The sequence below is a fragment of the Acinetobacter haemolyticus CIP 64.3 = MTCC 9819 genome, assembly GCF_000369065.1.
GTDB lineage: Bacteria > Pseudomonadota > Gammaproteobacteria > Pseudomonadales > Moraxellaceae > Acinetobacter > Acinetobacter haemolyticus.
In genome coordinates this window covers 482,291-506,655 of the sequence record NZ_KB849812.1, presented here as the reverse complement: position 1 = coordinate 506,655, position 24,365 = coordinate 482,291, and the positions used below count along the sequence as shown (strand labels likewise).

General features: G+C 40.3%; 26 protein-coding genes. 12 read left to right on the top strand and 14 right to left on the bottom strand.

The features are described 5' to 3' along the window. The first annotated feature begins 80 nt into the window (after positions 1 to 80). A complete protein-coding gene (locus F927_RS16555) occupies positions 81 to 983 on the top strand; it encodes a LysR family transcriptional regulator (RefSeq protein WP_005087373.1) in 903 nt (300 codons plus the stop codon). Here F927_RS16555 and F927_RS16550 read toward each other — a convergent pair. After that, complete coding sequence (locus F927_RS16550) at positions 931 to 1,341, bottom strand: hypothetical protein (RefSeq protein ID WP_005087371.1); 411 nt, start codon at positions 1,339 to 1,341, stop codon at positions 931 to 933. The genes F927_RS16555 and F927_RS16550 overlap by 53 nt on opposite strands. Before the next feature lie 89 nt (positions 1,342 to 1,430). On the opposite strand from F927_RS16550, the gene F927_RS16545 reads away from it, so the two are divergent. Further along, complete coding sequence (locus tag F927_RS16545) at positions 1,431 to 2,858, top strand: aminotransferase-like domain-containing protein (protein WP_005087369.1); 1,428 nt, start codon at positions 1,431 to 1,433, stop codon at positions 2,856 to 2,858. Here the strand turns inward: F927_RS16545 and ahr are convergent. From ahr to F927_RS16505, 8 genes are all read right to left on the bottom strand, one after another. Next, the gene (gene ahr, locus F927_RS16540) at positions 2,855 to 3,880 is read right to left on the bottom strand and encodes an NADPH-dependent aldehyde reductase Ahr (protein ID WP_005087366.1); all 1,026 of its coding nucleotides are present in this window, start codon (positions 3,878 to 3,880) and stop codon (positions 2,855 to 2,857) included. The genes F927_RS16545 and ahr overlap by 4 nt on opposite strands. Positions 3,881 to 3,907: 27 nt before the next feature. Further along, complete coding sequence (locus F927_RS16535; protein ID WP_004637256.1) at positions 3,908 to 4,462, bottom strand: DNA-3-methyladenine glycosylase I; 555 nt, start codon at positions 4,460 to 4,462, stop codon at positions 3,908 to 3,910. Between the two features lie 27 nt (positions 4,463 to 4,489). Then, positions 4,490 to 4,735 carry a hypothetical protein gene (locus tag F927_RS16530; RefSeq protein WP_005087363.1) on the bottom strand — a complete coding sequence of 82 codons (246 nt, stop codon included), beginning with the start codon at positions 4,733 to 4,735 and terminating at the stop codon, positions 4,490 to 4,492. Positions 4,736 to 4,744: 9 nt separating this feature from the next. Next, complete coding sequence (locus F927_RS16525) at positions 4,745 to 5,281, bottom strand: M23 family metallopeptidase (RefSeq protein WP_005087361.1); 537 nt, start codon at positions 5,279 to 5,281, stop codon at positions 4,745 to 4,747. 75 nt (positions 5,282 to 5,356) lie between these two features. Continuing rightward, a complete protein-coding gene (gene mutY, locus F927_RS16520; protein WP_005087359.1) occupies positions 5,357 to 6,391 on the bottom strand; it encodes an A/G-specific adenine glycosylase in 1,035 nt (344 codons plus the stop codon). A gap of 212 nt (positions 6,392 to 6,603) precedes the next feature. Further along, a complete protein-coding gene (locus F927_RS16515; protein ID WP_004637252.1) occupies positions 6,604 to 7,341 on the bottom strand; it encodes a dienelactone hydrolase family protein in 738 nt (245 codons plus the stop codon). A 160-nt stretch (positions 7,342 to 7,501) separates the two neighbouring features. After that, the gene (locus F927_RS16970; RefSeq protein ID WP_004637251.1) at positions 7,502 to 7,660 is read right to left on the bottom strand and encodes a DUF1328 domain-containing protein; all 159 of its coding nucleotides are present in this window, start codon (positions 7,658 to 7,660) and stop codon (positions 7,502 to 7,504) included. A 227-nt stretch (positions 7,661 to 7,887) separates the two neighbouring features. Continuing rightward, positions 7,888 to 8,820: an IS5-like element IS17 family transposase gene (locus F927_RS16505; protein WP_020846310.1), complete on the bottom strand. Its 933-nt coding sequence runs from the start codon at positions 8,818 to 8,820 to the stop codon at positions 7,888 to 7,890. 76 nt (positions 8,821 to 8,896) lie between these two features. On the opposite strand from F927_RS16505, the gene F927_RS16500 reads away from it, so the two are divergent. From F927_RS16500 to F927_RS16475, 6 genes are all read left to right on the top strand, one after another. Beyond that, positions 8,897 to 9,349, top strand: coding sequence for a YcgN family cysteine cluster protein (locus F927_RS16500; RefSeq protein WP_026057260.1), 453 nt, complete (start codon positions 8,897 to 8,899; stop codon positions 9,347 to 9,349). Between the two features lie 114 nt (positions 9,350 to 9,463). Continuing rightward, positions 9,464 to 10,624 (top strand): PQQ-dependent sugar dehydrogenase, encoded by a 1,161-nt coding sequence (locus F927_RS16495; protein ID WP_005087354.1) that lies wholly within the window; start codon positions 9,464 to 9,466, stop codon positions 10,622 to 10,624. 25 nt (positions 10,625 to 10,649) lie between these two features. Continuing rightward, positions 10,650 to 11,837: a class C beta-lactamase gene (gene ampC, locus F927_RS16490; protein WP_005087351.1), complete on the top strand. Its 1,188-nt coding sequence runs from the start codon at positions 10,650 to 10,652 to the stop codon at positions 11,835 to 11,837. A gap of 84 nt (positions 11,838 to 11,921) precedes the next feature. Continuing rightward, a complete protein-coding gene (locus F927_RS16485) occupies positions 11,922 to 13,199 on the top strand; it encodes a replication-associated recombination protein A (RefSeq protein ID WP_017394486.1) in 1,278 nt (425 codons plus the stop codon). Then, the gene (yddG, locus tag F927_RS16480) at positions 13,199 to 14,080 is read left to right on the top strand and encodes an aromatic amino acid DMT transporter YddG (protein ID WP_005087347.1); all 882 of its coding nucleotides are present in this window, start codon (positions 13,199 to 13,201) and stop codon (positions 14,078 to 14,080) included. The genes F927_RS16485 and yddG overlap by 1 nt, the downstream gene beginning before the upstream one ends. Positions 14,081 to 14,258: 178 nt before the next feature. Next, positions 14,259 to 15,998 carry an amidohydrolase gene (locus F927_RS16475; protein ID WP_005087345.1) on the top strand — a complete coding sequence of 580 codons (1,740 nt, stop codon included), beginning with the start codon at positions 14,259 to 14,261 and terminating at the stop codon, positions 15,996 to 15,998. 48 nt (positions 15,999 to 16,046) lie between these two features. Here F927_RS16475 and purC read toward each other — a convergent pair whose 3' ends face one another. The 3 genes from purC to dapA are packed head-to-tail and all read right to left on the bottom strand — an operon-like array spanning position 16,047 to position 18,313. After that, complete coding sequence (purC, locus tag F927_RS16470; RefSeq protein WP_004637244.1) at positions 16,047 to 16,766, bottom strand: phosphoribosylaminoimidazolesuccinocarboxamide synthase; 720 nt, start codon at positions 16,764 to 16,766, stop codon at positions 16,047 to 16,049. Between the two features lie 35 nt (positions 16,767 to 16,801). Beyond that, positions 16,802 to 17,404 (bottom strand): hypothetical protein, encoded by a 603-nt coding sequence (locus F927_RS16465; protein WP_005087342.1) that lies wholly within the window; start codon positions 17,402 to 17,404, stop codon positions 16,802 to 16,804. A 15-nt stretch (positions 17,405 to 17,419) separates the two neighbouring features. Further along, positions 17,420 to 18,313, bottom strand: a complete 894-nt coding sequence (gene dapA / locus F927_RS16460; RefSeq protein WP_005087340.1) for a 4-hydroxy-tetrahydrodipicolinate synthase — start codon at positions 18,311 to 18,313, stop codon at positions 17,420 to 17,422. A 272-nt stretch (positions 18,314 to 18,585) separates the two neighbouring features. On the opposite strand from dapA, the gene pncA reads away from it, so the two are divergent. The 3 genes from pncA to F927_RS16445 all read left to right on the top strand — a co-directional run bounded on the left by pncA (position 18,586) and on the right by F927_RS16445 (position 20,661). After that, positions 18,586 to 19,245 carry a bifunctional nicotinamidase/pyrazinamidase gene (gene pncA / locus F927_RS16455; protein ID WP_005087338.1) on the top strand — a complete coding sequence of 220 codons (660 nt, stop codon included), beginning with the start codon at positions 18,586 to 18,588 and terminating at the stop codon, positions 19,243 to 19,245. Between the two features lie 88 nt (positions 19,246 to 19,333). Next, on the top strand, positions 19,334 to 19,798 hold the full coding sequence (locus F927_RS16450) for an Lrp/AsnC family transcriptional regulator (protein WP_005087336.1): 465 nt from the start codon (positions 19,334 to 19,336) through the stop codon (positions 19,796 to 19,798). A 224-nt stretch (positions 19,799 to 20,022) separates the two neighbouring features. Further along, entirely contained in the window at positions 20,023 to 20,661 is a 639-nt protein-coding gene (locus tag F927_RS16445; protein ID WP_005087334.1) for a YitT family protein, read from the top strand. A 208-nt stretch (positions 20,662 to 20,869) separates the two neighbouring features. On the opposite strand, the gene F927_RS16440 is transcribed toward F927_RS16445, so the two are convergent. Together F927_RS16440 and F927_RS16435 are read right to left on the bottom strand one after the other, a co-directional pair. Further along, positions 20,870 to 21,667, bottom strand: coding sequence for an E2 domain-containing protein (locus tag F927_RS16440; RefSeq protein WP_004910181.1), 798 nt, complete (start codon positions 21,665 to 21,667; stop codon positions 20,870 to 20,872). Then, positions 21,664 to 23,202, bottom strand: a complete 1,539-nt coding sequence (locus F927_RS16435) for an adenylate/guanylate cyclase domain-containing protein (protein ID WP_004910179.1) — start codon at positions 23,200 to 23,202, stop codon at positions 21,664 to 21,666. The genes F927_RS16440 and F927_RS16435 overlap by 4 nt, the downstream gene beginning before the upstream one ends. A 200-nt stretch (positions 23,203 to 23,402) precedes the next feature. On the opposite strand from F927_RS16435, the gene F927_RS16430 reads away from it, so the two are divergent. Next, entirely contained in the window at positions 23,403 to 24,320 is a 918-nt protein-coding gene (locus F927_RS16430; protein ID WP_004910175.1) for a TIR domain-containing protein, read from the top strand. Positions 24,321 to 24,365 lie beyond the last annotated feature (45 nt).

Below are 24,365 nucleotides of genomic sequence, written 5' to 3'. Positions count from 1 at the left end.
TGATTGTGCGACGATTATTGTTGCTAAAAAATAGATGAATTTGCAAAATATAGTTGACTCAATATCAATAATGATCCGCTATGAAATCAAGTATTGAAGAACTACTGGCTTTTATTACCATTGTCGATACAGGTTCTTTTGTTGCTGCAGCAGAGCGGTTAGGACAAACTGCATCTGGACTCAGTCGTTCGCTCAGCCGTTTAGAATCAAAATTAGATGTTACTTTACTCGAGCGCACGACGCGGAAATTAAAATTAACGCAGGAAGGCCAACAGTTTTTAAATCACGCGCGTAAAATTCTCAATGATCTCAACGCAGCCGAAGAAGCCTTACTTCGATCTGATCAGGATACGTCTGGCATCATTCGGGTAGACTCAGCCGTACCCTTTATCTTGCATGTGATTGCACCGTTAATGCAGTTATTTCATCAACGCTACCCAAATATCGAGATTGAGTTAAATAGTAATGATCAGGTGATTGATTTACTTGAACATAAAACCGATGTCGCATTTCGTTTCGGTGAGTTACATGATTCAAGTTTGCATGCCAAATTGGTGTGTCAAAGCCGTTTATATCTTGTTGCTAGCCCTGCATATCTTACTCAGCGTGGTACGCCACAACATCCGCAACAACTGGTGATGCATGATGTGATTGGTTTTACTCGTCCACTTTATATCAATAAATGGCCGATAAAAGTCGATGGTGAATACTTTGTGGCGCAATCGAGTATTAAAGCGTCGAGTGGAGAAACGGTACGACAATTATGTTTACGTGGTTTAGGTATCGCCCGATTATCTGAGTTTGAAATCTGGAAAGATTTAGAAGAGGGTCGCTTGGTGGCTTTGTTTGAAGACCAAATCGAACATTCTTATCAACGCATCCATGCGGTTTATTATCAACAAGAACATTTACCCAAACGAGTCCGCCTATTTATCGAATTTTTGACTGAGCAACTTGAACAAGGTTTCTCGGTATGTCGTTAGTTGCATCAGGTAGTTGAACCTCTAAAACACGAACCTGTTTACCTGCTGCCTGAATGAGCGACACCATAATCTGTTGCTGTTCTAAAGTACACTCCAACTCAACGGTTGGCAAAAGCAGACCTGATAAAATCAGTCCATTTTCATTGGGTTTTTTATAGGTCAGCTTGATTGTATGTTGCTGCCCTTGTGTTGGGCTTTGTTCAAGTTTCCAAAACTCATACATTTGTTGGTTTTGAGTGGTTAAATACCCCTCAGCAAGTCTTTTACAGATCTGTTGCTGTTGATAAACGGTCTGGTCGGTAAATTGGCAGCCAGTAAATAGGACGCTACATACTATAAATAAGAGTTTATTTTTCATTGCCTTATCCTCCTGTAGTTGATTTTTATAGCTTAATAGTGTTGTATAAACCAATACAGATACAGAAATTTATAAAAAAGCAGTACAGAATGACTTTTCAATATCAGCGTCTCGCCGAACAGTTGGCACATAAGATTTATCACCATGAGCTGCAACCACAGCAGAAGCTCAGCTCTTTACGTGAGTTTGCACGTCAGCAAGAGATCAGTTTGAGTACGGCACAACAATGCTATGAGTTGTTGGAAGCAAAAGGGCTGATTTATGTCAAAGCCAAGTCAGGTTATTTTGTCAGCTCTAGACAGTATCAAAGTCCTGCGCCTGACAGTCCTCAGTTTGAATCGATGCCACGACAAGTTTCCAATTTGGATCTACAAAATCAAATTCAAACTGCCTCCATTCAAAGCCATTTGACACCACTCGGGGCAATACAACTTTCACCTCATCTCATTCCTGTTGATGGGTTGCGCCGTTCTTTGCAACGGGCGTTGAAGCATTGCCAGCCTGAAGATTTTCTGTATTGCAATAAACAAGGGCATCACGTGTTGAGACAGGCGCTTGCGGATCATTGGCGTGAGGATGGGATTTATATTGCGGCAGAGGATATTTTTATTACCAATGGCTGTTTGCCTGCGATTTCGCTACTGATCCAGCAAATGAGCAAAGAGGGCGATAGTATTCTGATTCCGACCCCGACCTTTAATGGTCAGCTACAAATGCTGGCCAGTTTAAAACGTAAAATTATTGAAATCCCCGCAGACCATCAGGGAATAGATCTAGAACGCTTAGAGCATTTTATGCAGCAGGGCAGTGCCAAACTGTGTTTATTGACGGCAAACTATCAAAATCCGTTAGGATATTGTCTCAGTAACCAGCAGAAACAACGGATTGCTGAACTGGCGCAGCAGTATCAATGTTTCATTATTGAAGATGATATTTATGCGGAGTGTAGTTTCCAAAATGAACGCCCATTACCGATTCGTTATTGGGATCAACAGGGCTATGTGGTCTGGTGTGCATCAGTTTCAAAGTCATTATCCAGTGCTTATCGAGTCGGTTGGTTCTGTTTGGGGCAACAACTTGAATTCTTACGCCCCCAATTATTGGCAAATAACGTTGGTGTGAATACGCCTTTACAGCTTGGTTTGGCTGATTTTATCTATAGTCGTGGTTATAGAGAACATTTAGATCAATTAAGACCCAAGCTCATGCAGCAGGTGGAACAGTATCGTGCCTGTATTTTAGAAACTTTTCAGGGGATTCCGATTGCATTAAGTCAATCACAAGGAGGCTATGCTTTATGGATGCAGCTGCCTGACACGATTACAGGGCTTGATCTATATTATCTCGCACAAGCTAAAGGTATCAATATTGTACCGGGTGAAGTATTTGGTGAAGATCAGCGCTATCGGCATTTTATCCGTTTAAATGCGGGGCATGCTTTTACACAAGAAATCCGCCAAGCGATTCAGCAATTGGCGGATTGGGTAAAACAGAGCTTAGACTCGTCTTCAGCCTAATCAAAATCAGCTTTGAGAACAATTCGATAGCGGGCTTGACCAGAATGAAGTCGCTCAATGGCTTCATTAAGTTGTGACATAGGATATAGTTCAATTTGTGGTGCAATATTTTTACGTGCAGCAAACTTTAAAAGCTGACGTAATGCCAAAGGAGAACCTGTTGGAGAGCCTGTGACAGATTTGGCACCATCAATGAGCGCACCGACTGAAACAGGAACTGGCTCTAAAGTAAGACCTAAGAAATGGAGACTGCCATGGGGTGCAAGGGTGCTCAAATAGGCTTGCCAATTCAGTGTGACATTGACCGTACTTAATAATAAATCAAACTTACCACGTTGTGCTTTAATCGCTTGAGCATCACGACTATTCACGACATGATCTGCGCCCATCGCTTTAAGTTCTTCCGTTTTTTCTGGATTAGAACTAAACGCGGTGATTTCACAACCCCAAGCTTTGAGCAGTTTAATTGCGATATGACCTAAGCCACCAATACCGATCACACCGACATGATGTGTGGCTTGGATTTTATGTTTAAGTAATGGATCAAACACGGTAATCCCACCACAAAGGAGTGGACCCGCACTTTCAGGCGCTAAATCATCGGGTAGAGGAATAACCCATTGCCAACCAGCCCGTACTTTTTCTGCAAAGCCCCCCGCATGACCCACGATGGTCGCCACGTTTTCACCTGTACAGAGCACCTGATTGCCTCCAATACACGGATCACATGCTTGGCAACTTTCAGCTGTCCAACCGATCCCAACACGTTGACCCAGTTTGAGCCCCTTTGCTTCCGTGCCGAGCGCCGTGATTGTGCCAATGATTTCGTGACCAGCAATGACAGGGTAGGTTGAAGAATGCCAATCATTGTTGATGACTGAAAGATCAGAATGACATAAACCACAGTATTCAACTTTGACTTCCACCTGATGGGCTTGTAATTCACCTGCATCAAATTGGTAAGGAACCAGCTGTTCACCTGCTTGCATCGCTGCATAAGCGCGAATTTGATTATTGCTCATGAAAGGACTCCTTTGGAGGGGATCGTTTTATTTAAAATGACAATGGTTTTCATGGTCATTGACCATACCTACCGCTTGCATGAAGGCATAGCAGGTGGTTGGCCCAACAAATTTGAAACCACGCTTTTTTAATGTTTTGGAAAGTATTTGACTGATTTCAGTTTGGGCGGGTGCTTCACGATAATTGATCACATCGTTGTTTGGTGCTTGATGATTGACGAAGTTCCAAAACCAAGCTGAGACATCTTGAACTTCATCTTTGAGTTTTTGCCATGCGATCGCATTGTCTCGAATGGCTTTGAGTTTACCGATATGACGGATTAACCCTGAATCATTGAGCTTATTTTCTAGTTGATCATCGGTGAGTGCTGCGATGTGTGCAACTGGATATTGAAAGAAATGAGTACGATAACATTCACGTTTTTTTAGAACAGTAATCCATGATAAGCCAGCTTGTTGACCTTCAAGGCAAAGCATTTCAAATAAACGTGCTTCATCATGTTCAGCCTTGCCCCATTCTTCATCATGGTAAGCTATATACAAAGGGTCGTTAGAGCACCAACCACAGCGTTGAATCGTCATATGTGTTGCTCCTGAATACTGTGAATTTTAGAGTTTGAATTCAACCCACTCATCACTATGATTATCCCAATAATACAGTGTGGCACTATCCAAATCATCAAACTTTAGCCAAAAGTCTTTACCTGATTTATCTGCAAAACCTGTACTGATTAGCAGTGCATCTTCGGTAATCTCCATGATCCAGCCTTGATAACTGGTTCCATTGAGAATGATTTTTTGTTGATTCCCTGACTCTGCAAATTCAACCAGTCGTTCGATCAATGCTTCTGACATTGTGTGTTCCTAACGTAAATAAGGGAATGGATTGACTGCGCCACGCCCTTTGCCATTTAAATAAATACCATAGTGTAGATGTGGAGCTGTATGGCGTGCATTGCCTGTATTGCCCACATATCCAATGTGCTCGCCTTTGCGAACATAATCACCGACATTGAGCCCACGTTTATGACGATCTAGATGTGCATAGTAATGCCATGATCCTGATGGTCCCAAAATCCAGACCACTTTTCCACCCAGATTGTTGTTGCGTAAGTCTGCGACGAGCCCGTCAGTTGCACTATACACTTTCGTTCCTCGTGCTGCCATGATGTCAATTCCTTCGTGACGACGACCTTGACTACGAGCAGCTCCCCACGTGTCGCTCAACTCACTTCGACTGACACCTTTGACCGGTATTGGTAATCGGCTATCGAGGCGCATATTTTGTAGTTTTTTGACTTGGGTATTTGGTAGCGGTGTTGGTTTTTGAGGTGTGCTGGCACATGCTGAGAGTAAGATCGTCAATACACCGAGAAGGGCATAGCGGATTGAATGATGCATACTGGCTCCTTGCATTTTTATAGAAAGTTGGAACGACTAAACACAGCGCTAACACTCATAATGACTTAATCTTATTTAGGCATCTGCGGCCTTGATCATTTTCTTCATTGCAGTAGGAATCCCTTTGGCTATGGCTTGATCTGGGCTAAGCCAGTGACCATTCAACTCAATACTGAGTTGTTCTTTTTGGTCATGTTCCACGTGGAACACTTTTCCGTCTAGCAACCATGTAAAGTGGGTAAAGCTATGGCTAATCTGCAATGATGATACTTGAGCTTGTAGTTTAAAGTGTTGCTCAATCTGTTGTAATTCGGTTGCTTGCTCAATAATGGGTAGGCAGTATAATCCTCCCCACAAACCTTGTGCTTCTCTTTGCTGCCATAGCCATTGATCGCCTGATTGTATGAGCAAAACATGGGCTGTTTTAATCGGAACAGGCTTTTTAGCTTTCTTAAATGGAAGCTCTTGTTCTAATCCTTGTTGATAGGCCTGACAGTGTTGTTGCATTGGACAATATAAACATAATGGCTTTTTGGGCGTGCAAACAGTCGCACCTAAATCCATGATGGCCTGTGTGTAGTCATGATTGCGTTGTTGAGGGCATAGATCCTCTGCAATTTGCCATAAAGCACGTTCATGTTGTGGTTTAGATAGATCATCTTCAATCGAAAAAAAACGTGCTAAAACACGTTTCACATTGCCATCCATAATGACGCCATATTGGCGTAAACCGAGTGACATCAGCGCGCCTGCTGTGGAGCGTCCAATCCCTGGAAGTTCAATCCATTGTTCTAATGTTTCAGGGAATTTACCTTGCTGACTGACGATGCCTGCTGCTTTATGTAAGTTTCTTGCTCTTGCGTAATATCCAAGCCCTGCCCAATAAGGCGCAACATCATCCCAACTGGCTTGTCCTAAGTCCTGTACAGTAGGAAAGCGTTCGATAAAACGATCAAAATATTGTAATACCGTTTTGACTTGTGTCTGCTGCAACATGATTTCTGATACCCAAACTTTATAAGGATCATCCGCAATTTGCCAAGGTAGATCATGGCGACCATGTTGGTCGTACCAAGTGAGCAGTGCATCAGAAAATGAAAAATCAGACATGAATCAGAACAATCAAAAGCAGAGGGCTAGTATAGCGGAAAAGCAGAGAGGAGTTGCTGCATAGAAACAAATTTGTTATTCAATCCTTATTCATATTTGCTCGTGCAAGGCGACATCCTTGTCGCCTTGGACTAGTCGAAATTGTTAGGAATTAAACAAACGAGATATTCATTTAATTCCATATTTATGGATTTTAGAGATAGTTTTTTTAATCACTTTAAATGTTTATCTAATAACTCATACATGGCTTCAAGGCCTTGGCGTTCTGCTTCTGCATTATAACCGAGGTCAACATTATTCGCCTTCGCACGTTCATCCGCGAGAGGATTGCTGAATCCATGTTTAGCATCTTCGAAAATGATGACTTCATGGCTGACCTCAGCATCATGCATTTCTTGGCGGAAACTCGCGACGTTATCTAAGGTGACCATGCTATCAAGCTCACCATGTAAAACTAAAATTTCAGCTTTGATCTGATCTTTTTGTGCTGGTGTACTTGTTGCTAATACGGCATGGAAGGTGGCAACTGCTTTGATATCTGCACCAGAGCGAGCTAAATCAAGTACAACCTTACCACCATAGCAAAAGCCAATAGCTGCTAGTTTTTCAGCATTGACTTCGGGTTGAGCTGCTAAGGTTGCTAACCCTGCTTTCGCACGATTAACAATCGTATCTGGTTGTTCAAAGGTCTGATTCATCCACTCTGAGGCTTGCGGTACAGCAGTGGTGACTTTTTTATCACCATACATATCGATTGCTAAGGCAGCAAAACCATGTTCTGCAAGCTCACGTGCGCGTTGTTCAGTATATTCGTTACGACCCCACCATTCAGGTGCAACAATGACACCTGCAATCGGCTGATCTGTATGTGGTGTTGCAAAATAACCAATTAAGCGTTGACCATCTGGAGCGGTATATTCAATTTCACGAGTTATAATTTGAGAGCTCATTTTAAAGTCCTAGTCTTTTTAAAACGTATCGATTAAAACATAAAATATTGTAATTGATGGCATCTTAAAACAACAAAAATGAGTCTCTTGGTAACTGGATTTTTAGTGATAAAAAAAGAAGAATCTTTCGATTCTTCTTTTGATTGCAGGATGAATAAACTTAAACCTTACCGCGAGATAAAAAACCCACCACTGCTAGGATTGCTGCGATAATCAACAAGATAACGGCAAAGTCTTTGGATAAACCTGCAACACCACCAAAGCCAAGTAAACTCGCAATTAATGCAATCACAGCAAAAATAATTGCCCAACGGAACATGTTGTATTCTCCTATTTTTAGTTATTTCTCTATCTATCCTATTGTATATTTTTTAATCCTTATATTGTTTTTCTGTGGTGCTAATGTTCGATCACGCGCTGTTCAATAGGTGAAATGTGTTGTTTAAATAAAGAATGTGACACAAAAATGCTATAATGGATTGCTCGTTTGAAATGGTTTTGTTGCACAAAGATTTGAAATGCAAAGCGCCCCTAATTGAGCCAAATTTAAGGCGTAACTTGGGTAAGTGGTCGACCTAATTCCGTAAACCTGTTGAGGACTGCTACACGTGCATGAATTTCATTCACCTGACTAGGAAAGCTTCTTGCCATTAATTTATCGCCTAATAATTTAATGCAATGCATCTTGGTTTCCACCAAACTTCGTCGATGATAGCCTGACCATTTTTTCCATAGTCTCCTGCCTAAACGTTTAACTGTTCGAAGTAATTCATTTCGTTCTAGCGAGCTGATCTTTGTATCTTTCCATGGTTTCGCATTTTTTCTAGGTGGAATCACCGCATGCGCTTGCCGATCTGCAATGACCTGACGGCATTGCTTGGTGTCATAAGCTCCATCGGTATAAACAGAGTCAATCTGCTCATCTTGTGGAATCTGATCGAGTAAATCACCAAGCACTTGTGAATCACTGACATTATTTGTAGTGAGTTGAATAGCGCGTATTTGAAGGGTTTCAGCATCTATACCAATATGTAGTTTACGCCATTGGCGACGATATTCAGGTCCATGTTTCTTGCGTTTCCATTCGCCCTCACCTAGAAACTTCATGCCTGTAGAGTCTATGAGTAGATGCAGCCCATCGCTACTTTTTTGGTAGCTGATTGCAATATCAATATGCTTTTGTCTTCTACAAAGCGTACTGTAATCTGGTGCGGTCCAATTTAATCCACAAAGTTTAATCAGACTTTGCACAAAGCCAGTGACCATACGTAAAGATAGACGGAATAAGGATTTAATCATTAAGCAGCATTGGATAGCTGCGTCGGAGTAGGTTTGATTTCGCCCTTGTTTGCCTTTTGATGGAGCATACCATTGCGTAGCAGGATCAAACCAAATGGCAATATTTCCGCGACTCATGAGTGCTCGGTTATATGCGGGCCAATTGGTTGTGCGGTAGATTTTGTGTGTAGGCTTCTTCATTTGAAAATTATATCGCTGAAAAAGCTTTTACAGATAGGTTTGTGCAACAAAGCCGTTTGAAATTGAAAACATCATGATGTCCACTGTGCTACGCCCCAACTTTTGGAAACAATATTCGCTTGATCAGCTGAACCAAGCGGAATGGGAAGCTTTGTGCGATGGCTGTGGATTGTGCTGCCTAATTAAGCTGGAAGATGAAGACACAGCTGAGGTGGCATACACCAAGGTGGCATGTAAGTTATTAGATTGTAAAACAGCTCAATGCTCAGATTATGCTCATCGGCAACAACAAGTTCCTGATTGTATCCAACTCACCTTTGAACAATTACAAAATATTTCATGGTTGCCATCAAGTTGTGCCTATCGTCGTTTAAGCGAGGGTAAAAATCTACCCTCATGGCATTATTTGGTGACAGGCTCACGCAAAAGTGTGATCAATGCGAAAAAATCAGTCGCAGGTCGTTGTATTTCAGAAACTGAAATCGATGAAGAGCAAATCGAAGAATATATTGTGCGCTGGGTTCGTTAGTGGTGTTGATCATTTGTAGTTGAATGGGCACGTATAATAAAAACAACACTTTTATAGCAGTTTTTCAGATAAATCCCCGTACTATGAGAAAAGACAATAAGAGGGAGAAAAGGAATGATCAAGCACATCGTCACCCCACTTTTATGTAGTGGTTTTATATTTTTACAAGCCTGCGGTACAAACAATAGCAATCCTAAAACCACAGATCAAAGTACAGCGCAACATAGCAGACAAGCGAGTCTTCAGACTTACCATATAGAAAACATTGCACAATTTAATGAACCTTGGGCAATCACATCATTACCTGATCAACGCTTGCTCATTACAGAACGCAGAGGTCAGTTAAAGATATTCGATCCTAAGACCAAACAAAGCTTGAGTGTTGAGGGGATCCCTGCGGTTAGTTATGGGGGACAAGGTGGTTTAGGGGATGTGATTTTACACCCAGACTTTCAGAACAATCACTGGATTTATCTGAGTTATGCTGTAAAAGGACAAGGTGGCTATGGAGCTGTTATTTCACGTGCCAAACTCGATTTGTCCAGTGCCACACAACCTAAACTCAGTGATGTAAAGGTAATTTGGCAACAAGTTCCAAAGGTATCAGGACAGGGACACTATGGACATCGCATGGTATTTGGTGCCGATGGAAAATTATGGGTGAGTTCAGGAGAGAGACAGAAATTTGATCCTGCCCAAGATATGAAAAGCAATTTGGGTAAAGTATTGCGATTAAATGAAGACGGTACACCTGCTGAAGGAAATCCATTTAGTCAACAAGGTGGAGTAAGCGCTGAAATTTGGTCATTAGGACATCGTAATCCGCTTGGCATCGCATTTGATACCCAAGGACAACTTTGGGTCGTTGAAATGGGTCCAGAGGGTGGTGATGAGCTAAATCTGATTGTCAAAGGTGCAAATTATGGTTATCCAATTGTTTCAAATGGCAATCACTATTCAGGCCTACCGATCCCAGACCATAGCACCCGACCCGAATTTAAAGCGCCTGAAATTGATTGGACTCCAGTAATCTCACCTTCAAGCATGATTGTTTATACAGGTGATCAATTTCCGCTATGGCGCCAAAAGGCTCTGATTGGAGGTTTATCATCTAAATCTATTGTTGTGGTAGATCTCAACGCACAGCCTGTTAAAGAAGTGCAACGTTTAGATATGAAACAACGAATCCGTGGTCTACATCAGGCCCAAGATGGATCGATTTGGGTCATTGAAGATGGACCACAGGCAAAACTACTTAAGCTCAATGCAAATTAAATCTTAACTTAAAGTGAAATGATGAATGACTAAGCCGAATGACTTTTCGAGAACTTTTAAAAAATTGCTGATGGTGGCAGGACTAATATCTTTCAGTTCAGCGCTTTGGGCTGAAAACCTGACTGAGCAACAGGTAAAAGCTGTGATTGATCAGCAATTTAAGCCTTTATTGACGCAATATAAAGTACCGGGAATGGCGGTAGCAGTGACCTTGAATGGTAAACACTATTTTGTCAATTATGGGCTAGCCTCTAAACAAAGCCAGCAAGCTGTGAGCAATAAGACCTTATTTGAACTTGGCTCGGTGAGTAAGGTCTTCAATGCGACTTTGGCAGGCTATGCGCAGGCACAAGGGCAGTTGTCATTCTCTGATCATCCAGCCCAGTATTTTCCTGAACTTAAAAATACGGCAGTGAATCGTGCCACGATACTCAATCTTGGGACCTATAATGCAGGTGGCTTTCCACTACAATTTCCTGATGATGTTGTGAAACAGCAGGATATGATTCGATATTTTCAAGAATGGCAATCAAAAACAAAAATCGGTGCTGCACGTCAATATTCCAATCCGAGTATTGGTTTGATGGGTTATGTGACTGCTTTAGCCATGAAAAAACCTTATGTAGAATTGATCGAGCAAACGCTTTTTCCTCAATTGGGCATGACGCAAAGTTTTATCAATGTACCTGAACCGCACATACCACAATATGCATGGGGGTACAAAGCCGATCAAGCCATGCGTGTATCACCAGGTATGTTTGATGCAGAAGCGTATGGTGTGAAAAGTAGCAGTGCAGATATGTTGAAGTTTCTAGATGCGCAGATCAATGTGCAACAGTTGCAACAGCCTATCCGTAAAGCCATTGAAAATACCCATGTGGGCTATTTTAAAGTGGGGGCAATGACGCAAGGTTTAGGCTGGGAACAATATGCTTATCCTGTGAAATTAGAAACCTTGTTAGAGGGCAATTCAAGCAAAATGGCACTGGAAAGCCATGTGATTACTCCAATCAAACAGCCGAAGATTGTTTCACCAGCAACCTATTTTAATAAAACAGGGGCGACCAATGGCTTTGGAGCGTATGTTGCTTTTATTCCGCAGCAAAAAATCGGTATGGTGATGCTCGCCAATACCAATTTCCCGAATGAAGCACGTATTACCGCAACCTATCAAGCGATGCAGCAAATTCTCAAACAGAATGCAGCTCAATAGACTGATCATTTGTTTTGCAGATTCAAATTGTAGATTTGTGTCAGACACAATAGACTAGGACAAAACAGCATAAAGCCAGTGATGATGTCAGATACGCATATTCCTTTACCTGAACGTTTACGCCCTCGTGATTTGTCTGAAATTATTGGACAGGATCATTTGCTGGGTGACAATGCACCTTTGCGTCAGATGATTGATCAAGGGCATTTGCCTTCGATTATCTTTTGGGGCCCACCAGGGGTAGGAAAAACCACGATCGCATTGTTATTGGCACAAGCTGTGGATCGTCCATTCATTAGCTTATCTGCGCTCAATACAGGGGTGAAAGAGCTGCGTGAGGTGATTGCTGAAAGCGGTGATCTACTTACACCCGTGGTCTTCATTGATGAGATCCACCGTTTTAATAAATCGCAGCAAGACGCCTTACTCAATGCAGTGGAGAAAGGCAAAATCACGCTGATTGGGGCAACCACAGAAAACCCATCTTTTGAAGTTAATAGTGCATTACTGTCACGGTGTCAGGTGTATACATTGAAGAGTTTGGATGCGGAAGCCATTCAAACCTTACTCAATAAAGCCATTCAAACGGATAAGTTTCTAAAAGAGCGTTTTATCCAGATTGAGGAATATGATGCACTGATTCAATTCGCTGCTGGAGATGCACGTAAGGCACTCAATCTGATTGATTTAATTGCCAGCACCTTTGAGGCAGATGTTGAAAATGTTGTCACCAATGCGATTGTGGTCAAAGTGGCGCAACAGAATATTGCCCGTTATGATAAATCGGGTGAGCAGCATTATGATTTGGTTTCAGCATTTATCAAATCGATCCGCGGTAGTGATCCAGACGCGACCTTGTACTGGATGGCACGTATGCTTAAAGGCGGCGAAGATCCTGTGTTTATCGCGCGTCGGATGTTGATTGCGGCATCGGAAGATATCGGCAACTCTAATCCAAATGCATTATTGTTAGCAGGTGAATGTTTCCGCTCGGTGCAAGCCGTAGGTATGCCTGAGGCGCGTATTATCTTGGGACAGTGTGCGGTTTATTTGGCAACCAGCCCAAAAAGTAACAGCACTTATTTAGCAATTAATCGTGCTTTAGAACTGGCAGAAAAAACAGCGAATTTACCTGTGCCATTACATTTACGTAATGCGCCAACCAAACTCATGAAGCAGCAAGGTTATGGCGTAGATTATTTGTATCCTCATAATTACCCTGAACATTTCGTGTTACAAGCGTATTTACCGCCAGAACTACATGGAACCAAGCTCTATGAGCGGGCTTTAAATAAGCGAGAGGTTGAGGCTGAACGCTTGCAGCAACGACGTTGGTATCAAGAGCAACAACAGCAACAATAATGAACTCAAAAAAAGCCACACTCATTGGATTAGTTGCGATCTTGCTTTGGAGTTTGATCGTTGCTTTGATCAAGGATGTTAGTAGTCATTTTGGCGCAGTGGGTGGTGCAGCACTGATCTATACGCTCGCTTCAATCTTTCTATTTTTCTCGGTTGGTTGGAGCAGCCTCAGAACCTTCCCTAGAACATATTTAATTTGGGGAAGTTTTTTATTTGTTGCCTATGAAATATGTTTATCACTTTCAATTGGATATAGCCAAAATAACAGGCAAGCGATTGAAGTGGGAATGGTGAACTATCTCTGGCCGACCTTTACCATGGTTGCTGCAATTTTGTTTAATCAGCAGAAAGCCAATGTCTTAATTATTCCTGGTTTTGCTATTTCTTTATTGGGGATTGGCTGGGTGCTGGGTGGCGAGCAAGGTTTTGATTTACCGAATATGTGGGGCAATATTCAAAGCAACCCACTGAGCTATGGTCTGGCCTTTGTTGGAACACTGTTATGGGCGGCTTATTGCACATTGACAGCCAGAATTGCACAGGGTGCGAATGGCATCACTTTGTTTTTTGTTCTGGTGGCAGTTGTACTTTGGATTAAGTATCTCTTGATGGGCGGAGGCGGATTAAATTTTGATTGGTCATCTTCTGTTTCCTTGGTTATGGCGGCTGCAGCTATGGGCTTTGGCTATGCAGCTTGGAATGTCGGGATTTTACATGGCAATGTAACTTTATTGGCAGGTGCGTCTTATTTTATTCCAGTACTGTCGGCATTTTTTGCAGCACTTTTACTGAGTACACCACTTGGATTATCCTTTTGGTATGGTGCATTTATGGTTTGTGTTGGTTCAATTTTATGTTGGTTTTCGACTAGGGCTTCGTAGTAGATTTTTTTTATTTTTAATAGATTTAAATCAATGGCACCAGTATGTTTCTAAAAATAAAGCTGTTTGCAGATCTTAGAATTTATCAAACATTACAAAAATGACGAGTTAAGACTTTTTATATTGGCAAGAATACGGTTTAATTCAAAAAGGCATAATAAAAATATGGTTTTAAGTAATGACTTTTAAAAATCTAAATAAACTGACTTTGGCAACGATCATTGGACTCGCTTTATCAGGCTGTGTTACAACCCCAAATGAGACCGTAAGCGCTGAAAAATTGTTTTATGGTGGTCCGATTTTAACAATGGAAGGTATGACGCCTGAGTATGTGGAGGCATTGCTGGTTAAAGATGGGAAGATTGTTTATGCAGGCCCTAAAAAACAAGCAGAAAGCTTAATTGAGGCTCGAGCTCAATATATTGATTTAAAAAATCGAACACTTTTACCGAGTTTTATTGATGCACATAGTCACGTAAACATGGTCGGTTTTCATCAGATGGTCGCCAATTTATATCCAGCGCCAGATGGTCAGGTTTCTGATATTGATTCATTGGTTCAGGTCTTAACGCAATGGAAAAAACAAAATCCTCAAGTCATTGAAACCATGGGGGGATGGATTTTAGGAAATGGCTATGATGATGCACAATTAAGCGAACAGCGGCATCCTACAGCAACTGATTTAGATCGAGTCTCAAAAGATCAACCTGTAATGGTCTTACATCAATCTGGACACTTGGCTTCTGTGAATCACAAGGCATTAGCGTTATTAAAGATTGATCAAAATACGACAAATCCAGCAGGTGGCGTGATTCGTCGGGAAGCCAACTCGAATGTACCTAATGGAGTATTAGAGGAATCTGCATTATTTACAGCGATTGGTTCTATCTTTAAAGATGTACCCGCTGAAGTGATGTTTGAAATTGCTCGTAAAGGTCTTGATGCTTATGTCAAGAATGGTTTCACGACAGTGCAAGAGGGGCGTGCTGATCAGGGTACAACAGAAATGTGGCAGGCTCTTGCCAAGCAAAATCAACTTCCGATAGATGTCGTGTCTTATCCTGATATCACCACTAGCCAAGACTATATGCTGAAACAAGGAAGTAGCCGACAATACGATCAGCACTTCCGTATAGGTGGCGTTAAAATCAGTCTTGATGGTTCACCACAAGGCAAAACGGCATGGTTGACTCAAGCTTATGTTATTCCTCCAGAGGGTAAAGATCAAAATTACAAAGGTTATCCTGCGATAAAGGATGATCAACAGGTCAATCAATATATTAATTTGGCCTTTGAACAGGGATGGCAAGTGCTTGCTCATGCAAATGGTGATGCTGCGATTGATCAGTTTATTGGTGCTGTCAAAGATGCTACGGCAAAACAAGGTAAAGCAGACCGCAGAAGTGCATTGATTCACTCGCAAACGATTCGAGATGATCAACTAGACCAATTGAAGGCTTTAGATATTATTCCTTCGTTCTTCTCATTACATACCTATTATTGGGGTGATTGGCATCGCCAACAAACACTAGGCGAGACGCGAGCAGCACATATTTCCCCAACAGCAACTGCACTAAAGAAAAATTTAATCTTTACCGAACACCATGATGCACCCGTGGTACCACCACACAGCATGATGATGATTGATGCTACAGTGAATCGATTAACTAGAACTAATTATGTGTTAGGCAAAAATGAGCGAGTCAGTCCTTATTTTGCTTTGAAATCAATAACGGATTGGGCTGCTTATCAATACTTTGAAGAACAGACCAAAGGTACACTGACGAAAGGAAAGTTAGCCGATTTAGTTATTCTTGAGCACAATCCGCTGACGGTTCCGAACCGAAATATTAAAGATATCCAGATTTTGGCAACTTATAAAGAAGGCCAATTAATTTATACAAATTCAAAGAATTAAGGGACATAAAAAAACCAGCATTTGCTGGTTTTTTTACTTTAGCTTTGTTTAAAGGTCATCTAAGTTAATGCCTAAACGTGCTGCAACTTCTTCATAAGCTTCAACCACACCACCTAGACCTTGGCGGAAACGGTCTTTATCTAATTTCTTCTTGGTGTCTTTATCCCATAAACGGCAACCGTCTGGAGAGAATTCATCACCCAGTACGATGCGATCGTGGAACACACCAAATTCAAGTTTGAAATCAACGAGGATCATATTACCTGCATCGAATAATGCTTTTAGCACGTCGTTTACTTGGTAAGTAAGTTCTTTCATTTTTTCAAGTTGATCAGCTGTTGCCCAGCCTAAAGCAATTGCTTGTGACTCATTGACCATTGGATCGCCAAGAGCGTCATCTTTGAAGAACAATTCGAATGTAGGCGGAGTGAGTTCTTTACCTTCTTCAACACCTAGACGACGGCAGAGTGAACCAGCAGCATAGTTGCGGATCACACACTCAACAGGGATCATCTGAAGCTTTTTAACCAATACTTCAGTAGGAGAAAGTAATTTTTCGAAGTGGGTTTCGATTCCTGCTTCAGCCAACTTTTCCATGATAAAGGCGTTAAAACGGTTGTTGACCTTGCCTTTACGATCTAGCTGCTCGATTTTTTCGCCATTAAATGCCGAGGCATCATCACGAAAGACTAAAATCAGATGATCAGCGTTATCTGTCTCATATACAGATTTTGCTTTACCAGTATAGAGCAAGGTTTGTTTTAACATGGGGGAACCTTTTGAAAAATATGCCTAGTAAACGACTAGGCTGGCCAATTTTGGTAAATCTGGGCTAACACCTCGGTTGCAATCGCTTGGTCTGCAAAGGTGGCGTCAGGTTTAAATAGAGCGATGGTATTGTTTGAACCAACAGCAGACAGCTTTAACACATAGGTTTGATTGTCAACCTGAATTGTTGCCTCATAGCCGTTATTGGCTTGAGAAATCACTTTGTAGTTAAGACTATTCAATGTAGCAAAGGTATATTGCCATGCTTCAGCAGTTGGACCTTCCACTTTCAGTAATGGATTGCGGTTTCCATCCATAACCAGTTGTGGTCGACCTAGCGTCACCACGTTATCATCTGGATTACTTGCTGTCGTTTGCATCGACTCAGGACGTGGTAAGGCGTAGCGGTTGCCTGTCTTATTCTCAAAAGTCGGTGCGTGTTGAATCGCTAATGGATCCACTGTTGGAGCTGGATACAAAGGTGTAAATGGTCTGACCGTTGCTCCTTCAGGGAATTTGAGTGGTTCAAGTGCTTCCGCTTTTTTATAATCTAAAGAGTGATTATTTAAGGCAAAGCGACCACAACCAGCCAAGCTCAATGCTGAAATGACTAGGACTATACCAACACGTAATTGCATCATAAATTGCTCGTATTAAATAATTCCCGCAACTTTTAAGTCAGCGCGGAGAGGTTCACGATATTGTTCTGCCAGAGTGGTTAGTGGTAGGCGTACACCCGTTCCAATATATCCCATCTCATGCAATGCCCATTTCACAGGAATTGGGTTTGATTCGCAAAACAAAATATTGTGTAGATTTGCAATTTGTTGATTCAAACTTTGCGCTTTTTCTTTATCGCCAGCGAGTGCTGCTTCACAAACGTCGCTCATTTGTTTAGGTGCAACATTGGCAGTAACTGAAATATTACCTTTTGCGCCGAGCAAGATTAATTCCCAAGCGGTTTCATCATCGCCAGAGTAAACAGCGATTTTACCATTTAAGCCATCGATCAGTGCTTTACCACGTGGTACATCACCCGTTGCGTCTTTAATACCAACAATGTTTTTCACATCAGCAAGACGAATTACGGTTTCGTTTTGCATATCAACACCAGTACGACCTGGAACATTATAAAGAATTTGTGGAATATCAACAGCTTCAGCAATCGCTTTGTAGTGTTGATATAAGCCTTCTTGAGTTGGTTTATTATAATAGGGTGTCACGAGCAAAGCTGCATCAGCACCAAGTTCTTTGGCTGCTTTGGTGAGTTCAATCGCTTCGTGAGTTGAGTTTGCACCTGTACCTGCAATAATCGGGATGCGTTTATTGGCAACACGAATCACTTCTTTGATGACTTGTGTATGTTCTTCCATGCTTAATGTAGACGCTTCGCCCGTTGTGCCAACAGCAACAATACTATGTGTACCTTGTTGGATGTGCCACTCAACGAGCTTCTCAAGGCTCTTCCAATCTACGCGACCATCTTCAAACATAGGGGTGACGAGTGCGACAATTGAGCCTTGAATATTCTGTGCTAGCTGAGTCATTTTAAAAAAATATCCTATTTTTCCATCCGAGATTGAGATAATTAAAAACGAATATGGGATGGATGCAGTATTTTGATTCGTCGTTCAACAATAGAGTAGAAGTTGAATGACAATTATGCAAATTATGACTGATCGGAGACATAAGAACAATATGCTTTGGTGAAACTGTCGAAAACTTTAAGTCATCTTTCCACGAATTTCGTTTTGATCAATGCGATGATCGGTGTAGTCTGATCTATAAGCAGGGTTACAATTCACGTAAGGAGTTGAGGGTGAGTCATCAAACATCAAAATTATTGAAAAATGCTGCATTGATTGTGGTGGATGTCCAAAATGGTTTCACACCCGGCGGGAACTTAGCAGTTGCCGATGCGGATCAAATTATTCCCTTGATTAATCGACTTGCGCCTCAGTTTGAACATGTCGTACTGACCCAAGATTGGCATCCAGATCAGCATGTTTCTTTTGCGGATAATCATAAAAACAAGCAGCCTTTTGAGACAATTGAATTGAGCTATGGGACTCAAGTGCTATGGCCAAAACATTGTGTTCAAGGGACACATGATGCTGAATTTCATTCTGACCTTCAGATCCCAACAGCACAGTTGATCATTCGAAAAGGTGTTCATCAGCATATTGATAGTTACTCTGCTTTTATAGAGGCTGATCGTCAAACACCAACGGGATTGAATGGCTATCTCAAAGAGCATCAGATCGATACAGTGTATATTGTAGGAATTGCCACAGATTTTTGTGTAGCGTGGACAGCAATTGATGCTGCGGATTTTGGCTTTAAAACCTATGTGATTGAAGATGCTTGTAAGGCGATTGATTTGAATGGCTCTTTATCCGAGGCATGGCAGCAGATGTTAGCGAAAGGCATTATTCGTATCCAGTCGGGACCAATTTTTAACGAAACTCGTGACAACTAGGCTCAAAAGGTTAAACTTTTGAGAAGTGTTGAATATCGCCTATACACTTTACCCCCATGCCTATCTAGATTTGAAAATTGAGAATTTTATGATTGAAGAGCTGGATGAATTTGACCGGAAAATTATTCATCATTTACAGTTAAATGGACGTTTAGCAAACCAAGAGTTAGCTGAATTGGTGGGGTTATCTACTTCTCAATGCTCACGTCGCCGTATTCAACTGGAACAGAAAAAAATTATTACGGGTTACTATGCTCAGGTTGCTTTGAGTGCCGACCCGATGCCTATCATGGGAATTATTGAAGTGAAGTTGCAGAATTATAATGATGCAACCCATGACCGATTTGTTGATTTCCTTTTACACGAGCCTGCAGTTAAAGATATTCATAAATTAACAGGCAGTTATGACTTCGCACTTAAAGTTGCAGTCCGAAATCTGGATGACATGGTCAAGTTAATTGGAACATTATCTTCAAGTGACTTTGGGGTGAGTAATTTAAACACCTCGATTGTCTTAGAAAAGCTTAAAGAGAACGGGATTGCCACGAAGTAACCCACATTATAATACGTGCAACTCGGATGGCTAGATAGGTCGTAAAGCACCATTGCATTAAAATGGGGCAGTACATACCCAATCTATTATTATGAACATAAATTGCATTTATGATAAAAATATAAGAATAAATTGCGAAAATTAAATAAAAATGATCAAATATGCCACATCTTTCTTTGAAAGATGTCTCTCCCTGTGTTGTTCTCCTATTGAGTTTTTCCCGTATGAATACCGAGCAAAATATATCTTTGGTAAGTGCCGTCGCGCCTGTGGTTGAGCAACATTCCAAGATAGAAGATGCACTTGCGATGTTAATTGGCACATTTATTCTTTCTTTTGCCATGATCTTGTTGAAACAAGCAGGAATCATGACAGGTGGAACTGCGGGTTTATCATTGTTAATTCATTACATTACTGATGTTCAGTTCGGAATTTTATTTTTCTTGATTAATATCCCTTTTTATTATTTTGCGTATAAAAAAATGGGACTGGCTTTGGTGGTCAAGACCTTTATTGCAGTTGCTTTATTGGCGGGTTTTACTGAAATCATTCCTCACTTTGTACAGCTTTCGACTGTACATCCGATCTATGCAACCGTTTTCGCGAATGTGTTGATGGGCGTCAGTTTTTTAATTCTATTTAGACATCGTTCTAGCTTAGGTGGAATTAATTTGTTGGTACTGTATTTGCAAGAGCGCTTTCAGTTGCCTGCTGGAAAGGTACAAATGGGAATAGATGTTGCCATTTTATTAACGTCTTTATTTTTTGTGGAATGGCATCTCATTTTAATTTCAATATTGGGTGTAGTGATCTTAAATTCGATTATTTTATTGAATCATAAAACAACACGTTATGTTGCTTAAAAGCTGGGCAGCATAGATAAAAAAAGATAAAAGGAGGTGTTGAAATGTGGTTAAGTAATAAAGTTGCATCCTGAAATTAACATAAGTTGTTGATTTTAGGTTTTTAACAAAACTGTTTAAAAAATAAAGTATCATCGTATAATTTGGTCTGATTCTAAAATTTTACTAAAATCAGTAATAAAGTATCATCCTAAATTTTTAGGTATATTTAATGTTCTTTAAGTGGACACTCATCTAAAGTACCGCAGCAAGATTTTCCTTTAAAATCTACCCAAAAATTTGCCTCTTCTATTTTCCAATGGTAATAGTTTATCGCAAAATCAACAAAATATTTTTGGTGCAATTGGTTACTACAATTTCGCAAAGTACTCTTATAATGTTTTCTATTCTTAGAGCCACACAGGCATTTTTGTCTTAATATAGCTACTCTTTGAAATTTTTCCCATACTACATACCATAGTAGACCATTTCTAAATACTTTATAATAGCTACCGTTGCCCTTATTAGTTTTATGATAAGTGACTTGTATAGAGTCTGAAAAAACTAAAGTTTTAAAATTTGCTCCAACTTGATCAAGTGCTGATAAAGCATCTCTTTGAAATTTGGCTGCTGAACCATGAGCCCAAGCATTTTGGTCAGGCCATTGTCTTTTTTTATGAACTCGTTCTTGTTTAAGTAAGAAGCCAATAAGTGTTTGCCACCAAAAAGCTGCTTTCTCAATATCAATAATACTTAAATCAATATCATCCTGCCAAGATAAGCAAAAAGTACCATCTGAATTGATATGTCGTTCTGGACAACATTTGGGTAATAACTGGGTTAACTCAGATACTACAACTTTATTATTTTTAACAGCATGAATCTCTAATTGGTAGGGAACGGTTTTACCATCGACTCTTTTCAAATTAATTAAAACATTTAAATAAGAAAGCTCTTGACTCCGAATTATGATTTCAGAGTCAGGAGTATCGTTTAGAGCACTGACTAATAGTTCAATTGAGCTCATTTACAATAAGGTCTTACAACTTGTGTGCTTGCTTTCTGCATTAATGTAGAAGCACTATCATAGGCAGCTTCTTTTACGGAAGTGGCTGAGGCATTTTTAGAATCAGCCAAAGACTCAATAATTTCATTGTAATCAAGGTGATTAGCTTTTCTATGATGGTTAAATAATTTTTTGACATCATCAGGAGCATGTCTGTAAGCCGCCTCACCCAAAGCAGTTTGATTCCCATCACATCGCATTTGAGCATTTTCTGATTCAATAACAGCACGGCTGATACAACAACGTATTTTATTGCCTTGTTTCCCCAAGCGACTGATAACAATTGGTCCGTATTCTAAACCGATTTGTAGACCTAAATCTCCTGTATCAATACCATTTTGAGCGAGTATTTCAAGTGCTAAGTCAAAACTACTTCTCATAGCACTGGCACAAATTACAGCAGTAGTGATAGTTTCGGGAATATTAGTAGATTGTGATGTTCCCTCACATATTACGCCATGAACACAATCTCCAATAAAGCGAATACGACGACCTCCAAAATCATTTGTTAATACACGTTCAAGTTCTGAACGGAGTACATGCAATACTTTTACCACCGCTTCAGGGTTGCTATAGATATGTTCAGTTACATAGTTGGTAAAGCCATCAATATCTGCATATATAGAAACAGCCTCTTGACGTTTTGAATTTCCTGGTGTCAGATTCAAAATGTCCATATCTTTAAGTGGAGGTGTTTGACGAGTAAATTTAAACTTACCAATAGGGTGAGAATTTAGATCATTACGCCAGCATTCAATAATTTGATCAACAGTTACAGGAATTTTTGTTTGTGAAACAATTTGATTAATATCAATATTATTTAGAGCTGTATTTTTTTCTGAACCAACCCGATTGAGACCAATTACTTCTCTGGCTCGATTAGTCATAAAAATACCTGATGAGTTACCACCACTTGCTATTTTAGCAGCGTGATTAGCTGGATCGCCTAGAAACAAGGGTTCGCGATGTCCATTACGCCCGTTGTTTACAGTTAAAGCAATTCCGCTATCAATACCAACTCTCATTTTTGCTTGGGGAAGAGATGTATTGTCTTCATCTCGTTCATCATCAAGTTGGTTACTTACGTCTAAAATGGTTTTTGCAATAGCTACAGCTTTATAAATACGTTTTGATTCTGCATCACTTTCTGTATTATAAGGTTGCGTTATAACTGCATGAAGCCGTTGGTTATGATAGTCAACACGGATGGCCCCACAGCTTTCTAGTATCTTATCAATAGCTCGGTAGTGTAGGGATAAAAACTGTAATACACGCTTATGACATGTTTCTCCCTCAGAGATTGTAGTACCTAATAAGCCATCCATATTTAGTATATCAATATATAGATGAACCCCATCTAGGACACATGCTTCGGCAGTTTTAATCTTGCTTAAATCCCTTCGTTTGGCATATTCAGTAATTGAAATATTGTTGACGTCTTTTAAGCGATTCTCAATAGAATTTAGTGCATTTTCATGATTCCAAACTTTAGTCATGATGAAATACCATCCGTAAAATTATCTTCTTCATGGATAAGGGTTGTACATTCAAAATTCAAGCCAAATAAAAATTTTATTTGGCTTGAATTACATGAATAAACCACCATAAGTTATGTAACCAGTCTAATAGATTGTCAGTTATATAAGATTTTCATAACTAAGATGTTGATTAATATGTAATATTTCATAGGTGTAAAATGAAGCTAATCGAACGTTTTATCTCAAACGAAACAGCAGTGATTAATGCATTGTTAAACCAAAAATCTATTCCAAGTCAAGAGATTGCTAAGGATATTGCTGAAAAGGGAGAGGTAGTATCTTATCAGTCAGGGGAATATATTATTAAACAGGGTGATTACGATCAAGATGTCTATTACATTTTGGCTGGAAAGGTAGAGCTGCATATTAATGGTGTTGTACTGCCCTATGAACGTGGTGAAGATGTCAGTGTTGGTGAGTTATCAGCAATTAATGCAAGTCAAGCTCGTACAGCATCATTATTGGTTACTTCAGAAACTGTAGCTCTCAAGATTAAGCCAGATGACTTTCAAACTATTCTTAGAAAACATCCAGAAGTCTCTATGTTTTTACTAAAAGATGTAAGCTCACGACTTGCTCAGCGTAATGACTTAATTAACAAGTGTAATGAAAGACCTAAACTTTTTATTATTAGTACAGTGGAGGCATTAGAGGTTGCACGTCAAATTAAACTGGATTTCAATCATGACCCAATTGATGTAACTATTTGGAATGCTGCGTTTGCTCCAGGTACTTATACACTAGAAGCCCTTGAGCAAGCTGTAAAAGAGTCTGATTTTGGACTTGCAATTATGCAAGGTGATGATTTGACAACATCTAGGGGCGTTGAGTATTCAGCCCCTCGTGATAATGTAATATTTGAATTAGGCCTATTTATGGGGCATCTTTCTAGATCGAGAACTTTGATCGCTGTACCACAAGGTGGAAAAGTAAAACTGGCCTCTGATTTACAGGGGCTAACGATTTTAGATTACAAAATTGAGTCCGATCAAAAAGTTGATGTGATTAACTTAGCTACGGCACTTCGCAATCATATCAAGACCTTAGGTCCTAAAAAAATTGTATTATCTCATTAATCTAATATTGAATTTTAAAGACTAGCAAATAGCTGGTCTTTTCCC